General features: G+C 60.9%; 16 protein-coding genes and 1 pseudogene. 11 read left to right on the top strand and 6 right to left on the bottom strand.

Annotated elements, in window-relative coordinates; genetic code table 11:
- The coding region (locus AC1DWF_RS02605) for a GntR family transcriptional regulator (protein WP_476841430.1) at positions 1-274 on the bottom strand (274 nt) is incomplete at its 3' end.
- Positions 275-478: 204 nt separating this feature from the next.
- Here AC1DWF_RS02605 and AC1DWF_RS02600 point away from each other — a divergent pair.
- Positions 479-1,390, top strand: coding sequence for a fumarylacetoacetate hydrolase family protein (locus tag AC1DWF_RS02600; protein WP_476787143.1), 912 nt, complete (start codon positions 479-481; stop codon positions 1,388-1,390).
- 54 nt (positions 1,391-1,444) lie between these two features.
- Entirely contained in the window at positions 1,445-2,473 is a 1,029-nt protein-coding gene (locus AC1DWF_RS02595; protein ID WP_476789251.1) for a carbon-nitrogen hydrolase family protein, read from the top strand.
- Between the two features lie 62 nt (positions 2,474-2,535).
- On the opposite strand, the gene AC1DWF_RS02590 is transcribed toward AC1DWF_RS02595, so the two are convergent.
- Together AC1DWF_RS02590 and AC1DWF_RS02585 are read right to left on the bottom strand one after the other, a co-directional pair.
- On the bottom strand, positions 2,536-3,189 hold the full coding sequence (locus AC1DWF_RS02590) for a 4-carboxy-4-hydroxy-2-oxoadipate aldolase/oxaloacetate decarboxylase (RefSeq protein ID WP_476787087.1): 654 nt from the start codon (positions 3,187-3,189) through the stop codon (positions 2,536-2,538).
- Positions 3,190-3,213: 24 nt separating this feature from the next.
- Positions 3,214-3,906, bottom strand: coding sequence for a fumarylacetoacetate hydrolase family protein (locus AC1DWF_RS02585; RefSeq protein ID WP_476789250.1), 693 nt, complete (start codon positions 3,904-3,906; stop codon positions 3,214-3,216).
- A 425-nt stretch (positions 3,907-4,331) separates the two neighbouring features.
- Here AC1DWF_RS02585 and AC1DWF_RS02580 point away from each other — a divergent pair, with 425 nt between their 5' ends.
- The 6 genes from AC1DWF_RS02580 to AC1DWF_RS02555 all read left to right on the top strand — a co-directional run bounded on the left by AC1DWF_RS02580 (position 4,332) and on the right by AC1DWF_RS02555 (position 12,272).
- Positions 4,332-5,309 carry an ABC transporter substrate-binding protein gene (locus AC1DWF_RS02580; RefSeq protein WP_476789249.1) on the top strand — a complete coding sequence of 326 codons (978 nt, stop codon included), beginning with the start codon at positions 4,332-4,334 and terminating at the stop codon, positions 5,307-5,309.
- Between the two features lie 68 nt (positions 5,310-5,377).
- Positions 5,378-6,118 (top strand): ABC transporter ATP-binding protein, encoded by a 741-nt coding sequence (locus tag AC1DWF_RS02575; RefSeq protein WP_476789248.1) that lies wholly within the window; start codon positions 5,378-5,380, stop codon positions 6,116-6,118.
- Positions 6,118-6,972, top strand: coding sequence for an ABC transporter permease (locus AC1DWF_RS02570; protein ID WP_476789247.1), 855 nt, complete (start codon positions 6,118-6,120; stop codon positions 6,970-6,972). Before AC1DWF_RS02575 ends, AC1DWF_RS02570 begins: the two co-directional genes overlap by 1 nt.
- Before the next feature lie 27 nt (positions 6,973-6,999).
- Positions 7,000-7,725 carry a GntR family transcriptional regulator gene (locus AC1DWF_RS02565; protein ID WP_476784931.1) on the top strand — a complete coding sequence of 242 codons (726 nt, stop codon included), beginning with the start codon at positions 7,000-7,002 and terminating at the stop codon, positions 7,723-7,725.
- 29 nt (positions 7,726-7,754) lie between these two features.
- Positions 7,755-7,886 (top strand): hypothetical protein, encoded by a 132-nt coding sequence (locus AC1DWF_RS02560; RefSeq protein WP_476784932.1) that lies wholly within the window; start codon positions 7,755-7,757, stop codon positions 7,884-7,886.
- Between the two features lie 690 nt (positions 7,887-8,576).
- On the top strand, positions 8,577-12,272 hold the full coding sequence (locus AC1DWF_RS02555) for a putative Ig domain-containing protein (RefSeq protein WP_476841429.1): 3,696 nt from the start codon (positions 8,577-8,579) through the stop codon (positions 12,270-12,272).
- 75 nt (positions 12,273-12,347) lie between these two features.
- On the opposite strand, the gene AC1DWF_RS02550 is transcribed toward AC1DWF_RS02555, so the two are convergent.
- The 3 genes from AC1DWF_RS02550 to AC1DWF_RS02540 form a co-directional block, all read right to left on the bottom strand.
- Positions 12,348-12,923, bottom strand: a complete 576-nt coding sequence (locus tag AC1DWF_RS02550; RefSeq protein ID WP_476804312.1) for a helix-turn-helix domain-containing protein — start codon at positions 12,921-12,923, stop codon at positions 12,348-12,350.
- A 107-nt stretch (positions 12,924-13,030) separates the two neighbouring features.
- The gene (locus AC1DWF_RS02545; RefSeq protein WP_476788728.1) at positions 13,031-14,443 is read right to left on the bottom strand and encodes a purine-cytosine permease family protein; all 1,413 of its coding nucleotides are present in this window, start codon (positions 14,441-14,443) and stop codon (positions 13,031-13,033) included.
- Positions 14,443-14,628: a hypothetical protein gene (locus AC1DWF_RS02540; RefSeq protein ID WP_476787301.1), complete on the bottom strand. Its 186-nt coding sequence runs from the start codon at positions 14,626-14,628 to the stop codon at positions 14,443-14,445. The genes AC1DWF_RS02545 and AC1DWF_RS02540 overlap by 1 nt, the downstream gene beginning before the upstream one ends.
- A 717-nt stretch (positions 14,629-15,345) precedes the next feature.
- Between AC1DWF_RS02540 and AC1DWF_RS02535 the strand changes: the two genes are divergently transcribed.
- The 3 genes and pseudogenes from AC1DWF_RS02535 (at position 15,346) to hypB (ending at position 17,036) form a co-directional block, all read left to right on the top strand.
- Positions 15,346-16,050, top strand: coding sequence for a TetR/AcrR family transcriptional regulator (locus AC1DWF_RS02535; RefSeq protein WP_476785019.1), 705 nt, complete (start codon positions 15,346-15,348; stop codon positions 16,048-16,050).
- Positions 16,051-16,052: 2 nt separating this feature from the next.
- Positions 16,053-16,268: pseudogene (locus AC1DWF_RS02530) on the top strand (hydrogenase nickel incorporation protein HypB); the annotation flags it as partial.
- Between the two features lie 96 nt (positions 16,269-16,364).
- Positions 16,365-17,036: a hydrogenase nickel incorporation protein HypB gene (hypB, locus tag AC1DWF_RS02525; RefSeq protein ID WP_476788734.1), complete on the top strand. Its 672-nt coding sequence runs from the start codon at positions 16,365-16,367 to the stop codon at positions 17,034-17,036.
- The last annotated feature ends 9 nt before the right edge of the window (positions 17,037-17,045 follow it).

Here is a 17,045-nt window from a genome sequence, read left to right as displayed (position 1 = left end):
GAATACGAATGCCGATGACATCCCACATCTCCTCGAGCGAAACTTCCGCGACGCGAAAGCCGCGAAGCGATGCAAGCTCGGTGAGCCGGTCGCTGCTCAGGCGCGTCAGCGCCTCGCGCAGGGGCGAAAAACTCAGCCCATAGCGGTCCCGGAGCACGGCAAGGCGCAGCGGCTCGCCGGGTAGAAAAGCGCCGTTGAGAATATCGTCTCGGATCAGGCGGTATGCGCGATCGGCAAGCGATCCGTCGGAATCGGCAAACGCAGGATCCGTCACGAGCTCTATCCCAATGGGCGATGCGAGGCTTGGATTCAGGCCTCGCCGACACTTTATCCGTCCATGGAATTTTGTGCAATGTTCAAGATTTTATAAAATATGTTGACGAGAAGCGATGGCGAACTATGGTGCGAGCGAATCGAGACAGAGAGGGCCGCTAACGACGGCCGGCATCTCGTCGCCAACCAACAGAGGTGCAAGAACATGCGTCTGGTTACTTATCGCAGCAGCGTGACTGCCGCAGCGCGCCTGGGTGCGCTCGTCAACGATCTGGTCGTCGACCTGCAGGCGCTCGCGGCTTTCTACGATCTGGAACTGCCCAGCGACATGCTGGAATTCATCGACCTCGGTCCTGCCGCGCTCGACACAGCGCGCAAGATCATTGATGAGTCAACTGACGACTGGCCGGTCGGCACGGCGTTTTACGCCGCCAACGTCAAGCTGCTGGCCCCGATCCCGCGCCCCCGCAAGAACATCTTCGGCATCGGCCTGAATTACGTCGAACACATCGCGGAATCGGCGCACATGCTCGAAAACGCGGCAGACCTGCCAAACCAGCCGGTCATCTTCTCCAAGCCCCCGACCACGATTTGCGGACCCGGCGACGCCATTGAACATAATGCCAAGATCACCCAGCAGCTCGACTGGGAAGTCGAACTGGCTGTCGTCATCGGCCAGCGCGCCAAGCGCGTTTCGGAAGAAGACGCGCTGGCCCACGTCTTCGGCTACAGCGTCATGATCGACGTATCCGCCCGCGATTGCCGCCGCGCCGGCCAGTGGATCGTCTCCAAGGGGCAGGACACCTACGCTCCGTTCGGCCCCTGCATCGTCACCGCCGACGAGGTTGCCGATCCGCATGGCCTCGACCTGTGGCTGACGGTCAACGGCGTCACCAAGCAGAAGTCGAACACCCGCCACATGCTGTTCAAGGTGCCCTACCTGATCTCCGACATCAGCCAGGGCATTGCATTGGAGCCTGGCGACATCATCGCCACCGGCACTCCCGAGGGCGTTGGCGCGGGTCGCACGCCACGCGAATGGCTGTGGCCAGGCGACGTCGTTGAAGCTGGCGTCGATGGCATCGGGAGCCTGCGCTGCCCGGTCGTCGCCGTCTAACAGGGCGCAAGCAAGGCACCGCCTCGCCTCGCCCCGGACATGAGGACATTGTCGATGACCAAGCTTCCAATATTCGTTGCCGCCGCCGTGCAGACGGCACCTGTTTTTCTGGATGCGGCAGCCACCACCGAAAAAGTATGTTCGCTCATCCGCGAGGCAGCCGCCAACGGGGCGAAGCTCATCGCCTTCCCTGAAGCGTTCATCGCCGGCTATCCCTACTGGAACTGGATCATGAACCCGATCCAGGGCAGCACCTGGTTCCAGAAACTGCACGAAAGTGCCGTCGACGTGCCTGGGCCGGAAGTTCGCGCTGTTGCTCAGACAGCTCGCGAATGCGGTATCAATGTCGTGATCGGCGTCAATGAACGGCCCCGCAGCAGTCATGGCACGATCTACAACACTATCGTCACGATCGGTGCCGACGGCCGACTGCTCGGCCGTCACCGCAAGCTGGTTCCGACCTGGGCCGAAAAGCTGACCTGGGCCGGTGGCGACGGTTCGAGCCTAGTCGTTCACGACACCGATATCGGCCGGCTGGGCGTGCTCGCCTGTGGCGAAAACACCAACACACTCGCCCGTTTTGCCCTGCTGGCTCAGGGCGAAATGGTGCATGTGGCGAGCTACATCTCACTGCCCGTCGCCCCCGCCGACTACGACATGGCCGAGGCCATCCGCCTGCGCGCAGCCGCACATTGCTTTGAGGGCAAGGTATTTACCGTGGTGTCGTGCTCGACCATCACCAAAGAGATGATCGATACCATCTGTGTCGATCATCCCGAGGCGCGCGCCCTTTTGGAGCGCAGGAACAGTGCTTTTTCAGGCGTCATCGGCCCTGACGGGCGCGTGGTCGGCAACCCGCTGGTTGACGAAGAGGGCATCGTCTATGCCGAGATCGACCTCAACCGCTGCATCCAGCCCAAGCAGATGCACGACATCACCGGGCACTACAACCGCTTCGATGTCTTCGACCTGCGCGTCAATCGCAAGCCATTGTCGCGCGTTTCCTGGGCCGGCGAAGCACCTGAAGACTGGCGCGACAACGAAACGACCGAGCCGTCCGAAACCGCAACCGCTGAAATTTGAGAGGCTTTGCCCTTCGCCTATCTCGGGCGGAGCGTGACGTGTTCAGGCAGATCGCGCCCGGCTTAGGCCGAGACAGCCGATAGACGGCTTTTCAGATCGAGGAGGTCGACCGTAGAGGCGCCGTTTCTGATGGCATCGCGCATGACGGCCTCCTTGGCTTCGCGTTCGCGCGATGCCGTGATGACGCTGGCGATGTCTTGCCGTCGCACCACGACCACGCCGTCCTCGTCGCCCAGGATAGCGTCTCCCGGTTCGACGTGTTCCCCGGCAAGACTGATTGGCCGGCCGATCGTGCCTGGTTTGACCTTGGTCGTGCCCTTGATGCACAGGCCGCGCGCAAAGACCGGAAAGTTCATCTGCTTGAGGGTTGCAGCGTCGCGAACGCAGCCGTCGATGACCAGGCCGAGAATGCCCTTAGCAAGGCAGGCTTGAGCAAGCAGGTCGCCGAAGGGGCCGTCGTCCATCGAGCCCTGATGATCGACGACGAGAACGTCGCCGGGCTGGGCCACGGCGATCGCGGCGTGGATCATCAGGTTGTCGCCGGCCGGGCAATGCACCGTCAGGGCGGTGCCGCAGAGGCGCATTACCGGGTCAAGCGATTGCAGGGCGCTGGATACTGCTCCGCGTTGTCCGTTAGCCTCGTGGATCGTCGCCGCGGAGAACGCGGCGAGTTGTCCCAGCAGCGTCGGATCGGGTCGCTCGAAGTCAGCATCCATGGCCACGCCCCCGATCGGTTTGTCTTACTGGGCAGCCGTGCCGATCCGTATCGTAAGCGGTTCCAGTCCGGCGATGGTGCCAACCAGTTCGTCGCCGGGTCCGACAGGTCCAACGCCATGAGGCGTGCCGGTCAGGATGATGTCGCCGGCATGGAGCTCGAAATAGGTCGAGAGGTTGGCGATGATCTCCGGCACCTTCCAGATCAGCAGGTTGACATCGGAGTCCTGCTTTGCCTCGCCGTTGACGGTGAGCTTGATGCTGCCTGACGAAATGTGGCCGACCTTCTCGACCGGCGTGATCGGACCGCACGGGCAGGACTGGTCGAACGACTTGGCGATCTCCCAAGGCTTGCCGCTGCCCTGGATGTCGCGGCGCGTCATGTCGAGCCCGACGCAATAGCCGTAGACATGATCGAGCGCTTCAGATTCGGGAATGTTGTAGCCGCCCGACTTCAGCACCACGGTCAGTTCCATCTCGTGGTGGAAGTCCTTGGTCATGGTCGCGTAGGGGATAGTCGCGCCATCCTGGACAATCGCGTCAGTGGGCTTTTGGAAGAAGATCGGCGGATCACGATCCTCGTTGCCGCCCATCTCGCGCACATGGGCAACATAGTTGCGCCCGACGCAATAAATGCGGCGAACCGGAAACCGCTCTGCCTTACCTGCGACCGGCAGCGTTACCTGCTGCGGCGCCTCGACTACGAACCCATTGGCCATACCGGCTCCTCCCTGCTTGAACAACACCGTCGGAGCTAAGCACATAACTTCGCGCATTGCATCAAGAATGTATGATTTTCGCCACGGCAGAATTTTGTGCATTGGTGTCAAGCATTGGGTTAGACTGGTGTCGAGGCGGACGCATCGCCTTCGCGGTGGCTTTGGGCGTTAGTGGCGCCCAAATTTGCTGGTTCAGCAATGAATATTCGACATTTTTGCGGCGCCACTGGTGTTGAGTAGGACCAGGACGGTAAATTCAATTGCCCAGATTGCATCTTCAAAATATGTTTTTGACAGCTATTGTGAAAAATGTAGATTGTTTGAGGTTGCTAGTCGACGGAACAATTCCGCGCAGCCAGCCACGGGAGGAATAGAATATGAGAATGGGTAAGGATCTACACCGAACAGTAAAATTGGCACTGACAATGGCTTTGGCTTCGGTCGCAGGTACAGCCGGAAGTGCATATGCCCAAGAGACCAAGGTCACGATTGTCGTGCCTAATCCCTCGGCGATCAACAACTTCCCCCTGCATGTCGCGATCGGAGAAGGTTACTTCAAGGAGCAGGGTCTCGACGTCACCGTGGAGGCGGTGAACGGTTCGGCTTCCGTGCTTCAGTCCATGGCGGCAGGCCAGGCGCAGATCGGCAATCCAGGCCCCGGCCCGTTGCTCGGCGCCCGCGCGCGCGGCGAGGACGTGGTCTTCATCTACAACCAGTTCCCGAAATCCATCTTTGGCCTCGTGGTCAAGGAGGACGCGACGATCAAGACGCCGACGGACCTCAAGGGCACGACGGTCGGCGTCGGCACGGCCGACGGTGCGGAAGTGGGCTTCAGCCGCGCCATCCTTTCCAAGGCCGGGCTGGCCGAAGGCACCGATTACAAATTTCTCGCCGTTGGCGATGGCGGCACGGCTGCCGCGGCGTTCCTGAACAACGAGGTCGATTCCTATGCGGCTGCCGTCAGTGACGCGGCGATCATCGGTGCGCGCGGCATCCCGTTGCGCGAAATCACTCCGGAAGAATTCCTGGCCTTCTTCGGCAACGGGTGGGCGGTCACGCGCAGCTATCTCGAGGCAAACCCGAAAGTCATCGAAGGCTTCGGCAAGGCGCTGGTCAAGGGAACGAAGTTCGGCCTAGATCCGGCCAACAAGGATGCCGTGCTCGCCCATGCGGCAGCCGGCAATCCCCAGGAAGGCGAGGACGCAAAGTTCGCAGCAGCACTTTTGACCGCGATCCAGGATCGCGTCACGCCGCTCGACCTGTCCAACGGCTATGGCTACCAGCCGCCGGAGCATTGGAAGATGTGGCATGAAAGCCAGGTGGCGACGGGTGCTCTGGCCAAGCCGCTTGACGACCTGAACGCGGCCTACACGAATGATTTCGTGAAAGCTTGGAACGAATGAACGCACTTCAGCGATCCGAATTCGACGGGGCCGGCCTGCCAGGCCGGCCCGTATACGAGCTCCGCGGCGTGGCGAAAAGCTACGCGCGCCGCTCCATTCACGCGCTCGACCGGGTCGACCTGACATTGACCGAGGGGAGCTTCTCCTCGGTCATCGGGCCCTCCGGCTGTGGCAAGTCCACGCTTCTTAAGATCATGGCGGGTGTCCTGCCGCCGACTGAGGGCAGTGTCTATCTGGAGGGCACGCCGGTCACCGGCACGCGCCGAGATATCGGCATGATGTTCCAGCAGGCCACGCTATTTCCGTGGCGCACGACACTCGAAAACATCGTCCTGCCGATCGAGATTCGCGACGGCAAGAAGGCGGCACGGGCCATGCACGACGAGGCGCGGGCATTGCTCGATCTTGTCGGGCTGAAGGGCTTTGATGCCGTGCGCCCGAACGAATTGTCCGGCGGCATGGCCCAACGCGCGGCGATCTGCAGGATGCTGATCACCAGGCCCGCCGTGCTTCTGCTCGATGAGCCGTTCAGCGCGCTCGACGAGTTGTCCCGCGACTTCATGAACATGGAGCTGCAGCGCATCTGCATGGAACGCAACGCCACCGCGTTTTTGGTCACGCACTCCATTCCAGAAGCGGTGATCTTGTCCGATACGGTCTATGTCATGTCGCCGCGGCCTGGCAATTTCGTCGAAGCGGTCACGATCGATCTGCCACGGCCACGGACGCTCGACATGATGACAGATCCGAAGTTTGGCGAGTATGTGCGCCGCATCCGCGCAAGGCTCGACAAGGGAGCTTTCCTGTAATGGTCGCAATTGACAACAAGGACCAGCGTCCGGAGACGATCTGGACCGAACATGTCTCCTTCATAGACCGGATTCCCCGCTCCATTGCCATGGCCGGGCTGCTGTTCGGCTTCATCGCGTTGTGGCAGCTGATCCATGTGTTGGGCGTGGTTTCGCCAATCATCCTGCCGGGTCCATGGGAGACCGGCGCCGACATCGTCTTCGTCGCCAAAAACCTGCTTTCCGGCGGCTATATGCTGGTGGCCATGTGGATTACCATCAAGGAGGTGATCCTCGGCTTTGCCATTGCCATCAGCATCGGCTTTTTGCTTGGCGTGCTGGTGGGCGAAACGGCTTTCGGCGAGCGCGCCGTGCTGCCCTATCTCGTTGCCATCGACACCATGCCGAAAGTTGCCTTCGCGCCGCTGTTTCTGGCCTGGCTGGGATTTGGCATCGCCTCGAAAGTGGCGCTCGCCGCCTTTATCGCCACCTTCCCGATCGTTGTGGGAACGGCCGCCGGCCTCTACGTGGCCGATGACAATGCGCGCATGCTGTTCAAGACCATGGGCGCCAGCCGCTTTCAGACGCTGTTCAAGATGAAACTGCCGCTCGGCTTGCCGCAGATTTTCACCGGGCTGAAGATTGCAGCGGTCGGGGTCATGGCGGGTGCCATCACCGGGGAGTTTCTTGGCGGCGGCAAAGGTTTTGGTGAACTCATTCGCGTTGCCTCCTCGCAGCTCAACACCCCAAGGGTGTTTTCATTGATCATTTTCCTCAGTCTTCTGGGGTTGACCCTGTTTTGGTCGGTCGTGTGGCTGGAGCGCAAGCTGGTTTTCTGGCACAAGTCCAGTATGAGCGGAGGCGTAAGCAAGTGAGCCTTTGGGCGACAGATAGGGCAACGCATGACGCTGGTTGATCAGGCTCTTGCCGAGCAGAAGGCTGGAGAGGGTAGCCGTACCGAAAAGGTGACGACGGCGACCTTCGTGTACCAGCATCTTCGCCAGGACATCCTCAAGGGTGAGCTCAAGCCCGGCCAGAAGCTGCAGATCGATCAGGTCGCTTCGCGCTATTCGGCAGGCACGAACCCCGTGCGCGAGGCGCTCAACCGGCTCTCATCGGAGCGCCTGGTCGATCGCCACGACCAGCGCGGCTTTTCGGTGCCTCAGCTGTCGCTCGAACGTCTCCGCGAGCTGGTCAAGACGCGCTGCTGGCTTGAAGCGAAGGCGCTGGAGGAATCCATCGCTAATCGTACCCAGGCTTGGGAAGACAATGTTATCCTCACCTATCACCGCCTGTCGCGTACGAAGGTCCGGCTGCCGGAAGAAGGCGGCGATAATTCAGAATGGGAAATCAAGCATCGCGCTTTTCACAATGCGCTTATCGCCGCCTGCGGGTCCTCGTTGCTGATCAATTTCTGCAACGAGATGATGGATCACGCCGAGCGCTACAGGTACATATCCATGGTCATCGCGACCACTCCGCGCCGCGATTCAAACGAAGAGCATCGCCTCATCATGGAGGCGACGATCGACGGCAATGCCGAGCTGGCAAAAGAGCATCTGGTCGCCCAGTATCTCAAGACCTTGCAGCTTCTGGAAGAGCAGCTTGAAATCGATGGAGCGACGTAGCATCCCACCAAGGTCGAGTTGGAAAGGCATTGCCAATTTGCTGGATGTGGTGTCGTGCCTACGGCGACCGTGCTGTCGCTGTCACCGCCGATGTCAGCGATGAGGCCCAGGCCAGCGAGGCTGTGGCCAAGACCGTCGCGTCCTTCGACCGGCTAGGCTAGCAGGACAGGACCGGGCAAATGTCAGGCCCGATCGAAAATGAAGCTGCGTGCTGCGATGCGAATTTGCCATCTCGACGGGTAGCTCGGCTCCTTCAGCTTGACCTTGATGTTGAGGCAACGAGGTCGTGCGCGAGCGACCCGGCGAAGCACTCGATGGCCGTGACGCGCGGCATGTGGGCGGCAACCAATGGCATCGGCGTCAGCGTTGCGCCTTCCTTGAAACAAGCCGCAATGCAGGCGGACGGAAGCTGTTGAGGGATACAGCCGCGGATTTCTCAGTGGTCGCGGGAGCGGAGTAGGTGGCAATTGCAACCACGCATTGATTGCAGATTCAGTAACTTAACCTCCATGGCGTTCTCGGCTTCCCCAAGTGGAGGTATGGAAGCAGTTCGGGTGAACTGCCGGTACTAGCCTTGGGTTTCCTCGGCTGGCTGCCGAGGGGGAAATTACGTGAATACAGCTTTTGGTGGACTTCGGTCCGTGTGCCGTGGTTTGGCGCGCGCGGCAAATACTCTCGTTTTGTTATCGGCAATCACTACCTTCGGCTCGGTCTGGCAGGCCCAGGCGGCGCCATCGGCGGGCTGCGCTGCGATCAACACACACTGGGGTAGTGGTGTCACCCTGTCCAACAGCCAGGAGCTTTGGAACCACCTCCGCTACACGGCTCCGGCGGCAGGAGGCGAGCCCGGCGTGAGCGTGAGCGCCGGTGAAAAGATAAACTATACGGTGACCACTTCCGGTGCGACCAATCCTGGTTCAGGCAACGCGGGCTTCGCAATCTACAAGAACAACGGGTCCGGGCCCGCAGGTGTCCCTCTTGAGCGCTTTGCCACACCGGGCAGTGAGCTGAGCCTGAACGGCACGTACACTATCGATGCCGACGACACCGGTTTTGTCGTCTACGCGTGGAGCGGCTCCGAAAACGGCACTCTCCAAGCCACCGTCACCTGTACACCTGCGCCAGCTGCCCCTGCGATCACCGGGCAGCCGGCCAATGCAAGCGTGGTTTCCGGCAGCCCTGCCACATTTTCCGTCACAGCAACTGACGCCACCGGCTATCAGTGGCAGGTCAATGAGGGCTCAGGTTTTACCAACATCGCCAATGGCAGCGTCTACTCGGGCGCAACCACGTCGACGCTGACGATCAGCCAGGCAACGGCCGGCATGAACCGGTATCTGTACCGGGTGGTTGCCACGGGTGCAGTTTCGCCAGACGCCGTCTCCACTCCGGCAACATTGAATGTCGCCTCGACTCCCACGATCACTGCGGTTTCGCCGCCTTCCGGTGATGTTGCCGGCGGCACTTCCGTCACGATCACCGGCACCCATCTTACCGGTGCCACGGCTGTGAAGTTCGGTGGCACGAATGCGAGTTCGTACACTGTCAACAGCGCGAGCTCGATCACCGCCACCACTCCTCCACATGCTTCCGGAAACGTCGATGTTGTTGTCGCGACCGCTTCTGGGTCGGCCACTTTGACAGGCGCATTTGCTTACGTTGCACCGTCGTCAATCACGTTATCCCCCGGCTCCGGCGCGCTGGCGGCGGCAACGATCAACATCGCGTACAGCCAGACCATCGCTGCCTCGGGCGGCACCGCCCCATACAGATACGCCATTACCGCCGGCTCGCTGCCTGCGGGGCTGACCCTTATTGCCGCCAGCGGCATGATTTCCGGCACGCCGACCGCCGACGGCACCGAAAGTTTCACGGTCACTGCAACCGACGCCAATTCCGCAACAGGTCAGGCCAGCTATTCGATCGCAGTGGGAGGCGTTCCGGCCCCGACCGCGGGAGCGGTTTCTGCGACGGTTGCAGCCAACTCAAGTGCGAACCCGATAACGCTGAACCTTTCTGGAGGCGCAGCAACATCCGTTACCGTGGCTGCAGCGCCGTCCCACGGCACCGCTTCCGCCGTCGGGACGTCGATGACCTACACTCCGACACCAGGCTATTCGGGCTCCGACAGTTTTACCTATACTGCAAGCAATGCCTCCGGCACCTCCGCACCGGCGACCGTGACCGTCACCGTGTCGGCTCCGACACTCGCGCTTTCGCCAGCAGCAGGACCCCTGGCAGGTGGAACCATCGGTGTAGCCTATGTTCAGACGATCACTGCCTCTGGCGGTACCGCGCCCTATAGCTATGAGATCACCAGCGGCGCCTTGGGGGCCGGCCTGTCGTTTGACACATCGACAGGGGTGATCTCCGGCACGCCGACGGCAAACAGCATTGCCAACCTCACCATCACCGCAGAAGACGYCCATGGCGCGACCGGATCGAGAGCCTATTCCCTCACCATCGGCGGTCAGGCGCCGGTCGCCGGCGCTGTGAGCGCGACGGTTGCAGCCAATTCCTCGGCCAATCCTATCACCTTGAACCTTAGCGGCGGTTCAGCGGCATCAGTTGCCGTTGCCTCGGCCGCCGCCCGTGGCACCGCCACGGCATCAGGTATGTCGATCACCTACACCCCGACGGCAGGCTATTCCGGCTCCGACAGCTTCACTTACACCGCCACCAATGCCTCCGGCACCTCGTCACCGGCGACCGTGACCATCACCGTGTCTCCACCGACCCTCGCCGTCTCGCCAGCGACCCTGCCCAACGGATCCACCGGAACGGCCTATAGCCAGACGATCGCCGCCTTAGGCGGCACCGCACCTTACCGTTACGAGATCACTTCGGGCGCGCTTCCGGCCGGCTTGACGCTCAATGTCTCGACCGGTGTGCTTGCCGGCACGCCGACAGCAAGCGGAACTGCCAACTTCACCGTTACCGCGACCGACGTCCATGGCGCATCCGGAGCGGCCGCATATGCGATCGCTGTGGCGGTATCACCGACCACCTTCGTTTTCTCGCCCGCCGGCGGCGCATTGGTCGAGGCCATGGCTGGTGAGGAGTACACCAGCAAGATCACCGCCACCGGTGGAACCGGCGCGTTGATATACAGTGTTGTCAATGGAACGCTTCCTGGCGGACTGGTGCTGAATGTCTCGACAGGCGCGCTCTCTGGCCCGCTGCAGGCGGCTACCGAGGGCGATTACAATTTCTCCATCGGTGTGCGCGATGCAAACGGCGCGACGGGATCGGAAGCTTTCACCCTGAAGGTCAAGACCCGTGCGGTTGCCGTTCCCGACCAGGTCGTCAACGTTCCGCCGGGGTCGGATCCGCTCGACGTCTATCTCAACAGCGGCGCGACCGGAGGTCCGTTCACCGACGCCGAGGCGACCTTCGTCGAGCCGGCCAATGCAGGCACAGTCACCATCATTCGCGGCCAGGTTGCCCAAGCGTCTGCGTTCGCGGCACCTGTCGGCTGGTATCTCAATTTCAAGCCGAACCGGGGCTATTCGGGTCGGGTGCGCGTCGGTTTCCGTCTGACGAGCGCCTTGGGATCCAACACCGGCACGATCACCTACAATCTCGGCTACGATGCAGCCGATGTGGCCGAAAACATCGAAGCGCGGGTACGCGGCTTCGTCGAGTCGCGCCAAGGCATGATCGCTTCGACGATTGCGATCCCGGACTTGATGGAGCGCCGCCGCATGGAGACGGCCGGCGCGCCGGTCACGGCCCAGATGTCGCCGTCAAAGAGCGGCCTGTCACTTGGCTTTGCCTCATCGCTGGCGCAACTGGGCGCTGCGTCCTCGCCGTTCAACATCTGGATCGACGGCGCTCTGATGGCGCACAAGCGGGACGACAATGCCGGCAACTGGGGCAGCTTCGGCATGGTTTCGCTCGGCGCAGACTATCTGCTATCCGAAAAGGCCTTGATCGGTGTTTCCCTGCACTATGATCGCATGTCCGATCCCACCGACGAAGACGCGTTGCTGACCGGCAATGGTTGGCTGGTTGGCCCCTATGCTTCGTTCGAGCTTGGCAAGGGTGTATTCTGGAACACCAGCCTGCTCTATGGCGGGTCGTCCAACGACATCGACACGCAGTTTTGGGACGGGACGTTCAACACCCAGCGCTGGATGTTTGACAGCTCGCTCAAGGGCCAGATGCAGATCGACGACATCACCGTGCTAACGCCGCGGCTGCGGGCCGTCTACTTCTCCGAGGAAGTCGACGACTATGCCGTCCGCAACGAGCTCGGCGACGAGATCGAGATCGACGGCTTCAACCAGGAACAGCTGCGCCTCAGCCTTGGTGCTGAGATAACCCGGACCTTCGAGCTGGCGAACGGCTCGACCCTGATGCCAAAGCTCGGCCTCACCGCAGGCTACTCGGCGATGGACGGGGGCGGCCTGTTCAGCACGGTCTCGACCGGGCTGTCGCTGCAGACGGTCAACGACTGGACCATCGATGCCGATCTTCTGTTCAACATCGAGGGCGCAGGTCAGAGGTCGGTTGGCGCGAAGCTGGGCGTCAGCAGCAGGTTCTGACAAAGGCAGCGGCCGCATGCATGACGCATGCGGCGACGCCGGCGCGAGGCATCTCCATTTGGCGGCCGTCGCGTGTCATCTGTGACGACTTGACGTGATCGACAAACAGCGGACGGGCAGCTCGATGATTGCGTCCGGACCATGCAATGTGTCGGCGTCGAAGAACAAACTGTCCCCCGGCGTCATCCGATGAAGGCTGCAGCCGTGGCGGTAGACGATTTCGCCTTGCCGCATGTAGAGGAACACCATCCCTTGGTGGCTGGCTGACGGGAAGATGTCCGTCTCGCGCGTAAGGGTGATCATACAGGGCTCGACAACAAAGCCAGCGGGGTCGACGCCCGTATGGCCGAGGCGCTTTTTCTGGCTGGCCGAAGCGGTACCGCCATGTGCTCCCGCTCTGACGAAGATTGCAGTACGCTCGGCTTCGAAGCGGCTCACCAGCCAGGTGATGGGCACAGCCAAGCCGCGCGATATCGCCTGCAATGTGGTGAGCGAGGGCGAGATGCCGCCGTTCTCGATCTTCGACAGCATTCCGACTGACAGGTTCGCTGCCGCTGCCAGGTCACTCACCTTCATGCCGTGTCGCGTTCGAAAGGCGCGAACCTCGCGACCAATTGCATTGTGCAGCAATGGTTCTCTGGCTTTTTTCACGGTGATCTCAGGCTGATGGCGCTGAAGGATCAGGTGCGGTGGGGCTGCACCACTTGGCACAAGCTTCGGGTGACCCGTTGCCTTGGACGGATCACCCGAAGTCGAGTTCAGTATCCGCCGAGCCTGGCCGGCATCACGAAGGACTTCGTCAGAATGTAGTGCAGGAGCGCTGCTACCAGGCAGGCGGGAACAGATGCGCTGACCCAGATGAATGGCCCATGCGCGGCAAGCGATTGTGGATCGAACAAGGCGTAGTAGACGAGGCCACCACCTGCCAGCGCCAGGAACGAGGCCGGATTGATGCCGCGCCAGAACGCATAGTCGGAATCGGCACCGTCGTTGAAGACGTCGCACTGCTTGATCCGGCCTCGGCGCAGGATCAGGTAGTCCACCGCGGTTACGCCGGAAAGCGGAGCAAATCCAAGTGCAGTCCAGGCGAGGAACTTGAAGAAGTTGTCGTAGATCTGGCCCGGGAAGAAGGCGATGACGATCACCGGCACAAACAGCGCCCCGGTCAGCAATCCCCATGGCAGTGCTTCGAAGTAGCGTCCGCCGGCTTGCCGCATCGCCAGGCACATGCCGTAGAAGATGCTGACGATGGCGGTGATGTTTGCCAGTCCGACAAACAGCAGGGCTGTCACCCCGATGAAGGCTCCGCCGAGCGGGATCATCCAGGCGGTAGGGTCATGCGACCCAAGGCTGAGGGCTGCAAACAATCCGACCAATTCACCGAGCACGGCAGCGGCGAAAATGCCGATCAGGTTGGGCCAGAGCGCTGCGCGCGGGGTGCGCGTGAAGCGCGAGATGTTGCCCAGCACTGGCCACCAGCCAAAACCGGCCGCCAGGTTGAATTCGACGGCGATCATGAAGTTGAGCCGGTGGTCGTCGAACGGTGCAAGGGGAGCCGCACTGCTGATGTCGCTCCAGCTCTTGTGGCTGAAGATCAGAAACAAGATGCTGAAGCACAAGATGAGCTTGCCGGGGCCGACAAAGCGGTTGAGCCATTTGACGGCGGTCGGGCCTTTCCACAGCAGTAGCCACGAGATTCCGATCGCCAGGATGGCGAAGAGGGTCACGCCGAGATCGTTTTCGCCGATATGGGTGCCGCCGACCTGGTTCATGACGCCGCTGATGGCGCGCCCGAACATGATCGACAGAACCGCCGACCAGCCGACGCCGTATATGGCAAGGAAGAACCCGACGAGGATCAAAATGCCGGTCGGCCCGAAGACGCTGCGCATCAAGGTGAATTGCTCGATGCCGAATTTGCCGGTCGAGATGCAGACGCTGACGGCCATGATCGACACGCCGATGACGTTGCCGATGATGATCGCATAGATGCCGTCGCGGGCGCCGACAACCAGGGCCGTGCTGCCGCCGAGCAAGAATGCCCAGGTGGCGATGGCGAGGCCGATATTGATCCAGGAATGATCGAGGAAGCCGATCTCGCGTTCCTCTTTCAGCACGGGAAGTGTGCCGAAGGCAGCGCTTGCGCCAGTGAATTTGGGTGGGGGGGCCATCAGTTGCCCCCGACCCACATGGCAATCGCGACGACGAGAATAAAGGACGTGACGGCGAACCAGATGCCGATGTCGCGGCCCGAAATGTCGGTTCGCGCCGGATCCTCATAGCTTGGGTCCGCAATGATGGTCAGTCGTCTGTCCAGTTCCCGACGCATTTCATTGTCGGTTGAAGTGACGGTCATTTCATCCTCCTCCAAAGACTAAATGAACACCGATGTCCTGGCGCTGAAGAAGCATCAACGCTTCGGCTCGGGGCAGGCTTGTGTGTCTGGCGGGGCAGGGTCCTCGCAGCGCCCGTTCGGACGAGGCTGACCTTAGCCGTTGCGTCCGTCTGATTTCGGGAAGGGAGCTAGCAAGCGGGGTTCTCCTATCTGAACGACCCCAGGTTCCGGCAGACATTTGGATGCGTGGCGCGCCTCTCATCTCCTCATTCGAGGCAAACTTCCATCGGTTCGTTACGTTGCGGCAGTTTGATTTCGCTGTCAAACATTTTTCCTGACAGTGCTGTAAAAATATTAGTAGGACCGCACATACATGCCTCGGTCAAGGAAAATGCAAGCTGCAAAGGGAAAGGCGAATGCCGCGCGCGTCAACACGAGGCAGTGCAACTATGATAGTTATTTCAATAGCATATGAGATATTAGTTGTGGCTGAATTCATCTCAAATGGGATAATGGCAAACGCGCATTGGTGACTCCGCCTTCGCATGAAAGAGCAAAAACTGCCGGAAACAGGTGTTGACACGAATGTCAAAGCTACGTAGCGTCAAGGTCGAAAGAGCCATCAACGAGCCCAGTGCCCTCGACATCTGAGGCAGCGGTTTGGCTGTCTCTCAGGTGCTGTACCGACGCTGTCGGCGTCGAGCCTTTCCGGCAATGCCCAAAGTCAGGAAATCATCCATGGAATCCGCCGCACTCATCCATCTTGAAGATCGCGTGAAATCGGTCAAACGGGCCAAGACCCGCTTTTTCCGCAATCCGGGTGTTCGGGCGGAGTCCTTGCTGGAGGCGGCGCTGGAATGCTTCGCAGAGGAAGATTACGAGAGCGTCACGATCCCGCTTATCGCCAAGAAGTTGGGTGTCGCTCACTCGCTTATCTATTATTACTTCAAGAACAAGGACTCGCTGTATCAGTCCTCTGTGCTTCATGCGCTTGACCGGCTGATGACCAATTATGGCGAGGTCGTCGCTCGACATGAAAGCCCGGCCGAATTGCTGAGCGCTTACCTGGACCTCAATGTCGAGATGTCGGAGACGCTGCGCAGCCTCGTGCGCATCATGTTCGTCAACGCCGGTGGCGCCAAGGACGCGGGTCCCAAGTTCATCGATAGCTTCGTCGAGGACTTCTATGAGTCCGAAAAGCGGGTTCTTGCGGATTGCATCCGTCAGGGCGTCGAGGTTGGCATGTTTGCCTGCCCGGACCCCGATGAGATGGCGGCATTCATCTCGCGCAATATCGACGGCATCTACTTCGGCAGCTTCATGCCGCACGGCGCGCCGATCCCGGCTGCGATGCGTTACCTCAAGGAGGTCGTCTGGGGACTGCTGCACTATGCCGGCGACCCCTCCGCCAAAAGCCCTTCCACTATCAAGAACGGGAGATAGCCATGTGCCAGGTATGCGGCTGCGGGCCTGAGAACATTCGATTTGATGGCAAAGGCGATGCTGGGGGCGGCGATCACGAGCATGCGCATAGCCATCACCACCATGGCGATGTGCATCATCACCACGATCATGAGGACGGCCATCACCATCATCACGGCCATGACCAACCTCATCATCACGCGGACGAGAATCCCGCTGCGGGCATCCGGCCCGTCGACCTGCATTTCGGCAAGGATGCCGCCAAGACTCACGTGCCGGGCATGAGCCAGAAACGGCTGGTGCAGATCGAGCAGGAGATCCTGGCCAAGAACAGCATGTTCGCCGACGATGTGCGCGACGAACTGTGCGCCCATGGCGTGCTTGCGCTCAACCTGATCGCCAGCCCCGGAGCAGGCAAGACCACCTTGCTGGTCGAGACCTTGCAGCGGTTGAAGGGAAGCTTCCCGACCTGGGTGATCGAAGGCGATCAGGAGACGACTAACGACGCTGACCGCATCCGTGCGACGGATACTCAGGCCGTGCAGATCAATACCGGCAAGGGCTGCCATCTCGACGCTGACATGATCCAGCGCGCGCTAGCATCGCTTTCGCTGAAGCAGGGCGGGGTACTGTTCATCGAAAATGTCGGCAATCTGGCGTGCCCGGCCGGCTTTGATCTCGGCGAAGCCCACAAGGTGGTGATCTTGTCGGTGACCGAAGGCGACGACAAGCCGGTCAAATATCCCGAGGCCTTCGCTGCGGCCGACCTTCTGGTCATCTCGAAGTCGGACCTTGCGCCTTATTGCGATTTCGACATCGCGGCCTGTGTTGGCCGCGCCCGTGAAATCAACCCGACAATCGAAACCATCGTCGTTTCCGCCCGCGACGGCACGGGCATGACGGACTGGCTGGACTGGATCGTCCGCGCCCGCCAGCAGCAATTGCAAGACCTCGCGCGAGCGCTGCAGGCACGGGTCGAATCCATCCGCAACACGTTGCACGCGTGAGGTGGCGCC

The sequence above is a fragment of the Aminobacter sp. P4_D5 genome, assembly GCF_056401815.1.
This window is presented reverse-complemented; position numbering and strand designations above follow the sequence as displayed.